Annotated in this window: 1 tRNA gene; it reads left to right on the top strand. The window is 50.3% G+C overall.

The annotated features are described in order from the left end of the window. The first annotated feature begins 57 nt into the window (after positions 1 to 57). Positions 58 to 142 (top strand) — tRNA-Tyr (locus ADJ24_RS04970). Positions 143 to 308: the final 166 nt, after the last annotated feature.

The raw sequence follows: 308 nt of genomic DNA, 5'->3' as shown, positions 1-308 counted from the left end.
CTGACTTGTAATCAGTAGGTCACCAGTTCGATTCCGGTAGTCGGCACCATCAAGTCCGGTGGGGTTCCCGAGCGGCCAAAGGGAGCAGACTGTAAATCTGCCGTCACAGACTTCGAAGGTTCGAATCCTTCCCCCACCACCACTTTCTGGCAGCGTAAATGCCGCCGGAGCTGGTTGGAAAAATTAGCCAGCTCAAACTGAAAAAGAGAGAAATCTCTTTTTTTGTTACAGAAAGAACTGGGTAGCCGAGTTTCAGGATGCGGGCATCGTATAATGGCTATTACCTCAGCCTTCCAAGCTGATGATGC

It is taken from the genome of Enterobacter sp. 940_PEND (assembly GCF_001059415.1).
In the GTDB taxonomy this organism is placed as follows: domain Bacteria; phylum Pseudomonadota; class Gammaproteobacteria; order Enterobacterales; family Enterobacteriaceae; genus Enterobacter; species Enterobacter cloacae_M.
Note: the sequence above shows the minus strand (reverse complement) of the source record. Positions and strands in the feature narration are given on the sequence as shown.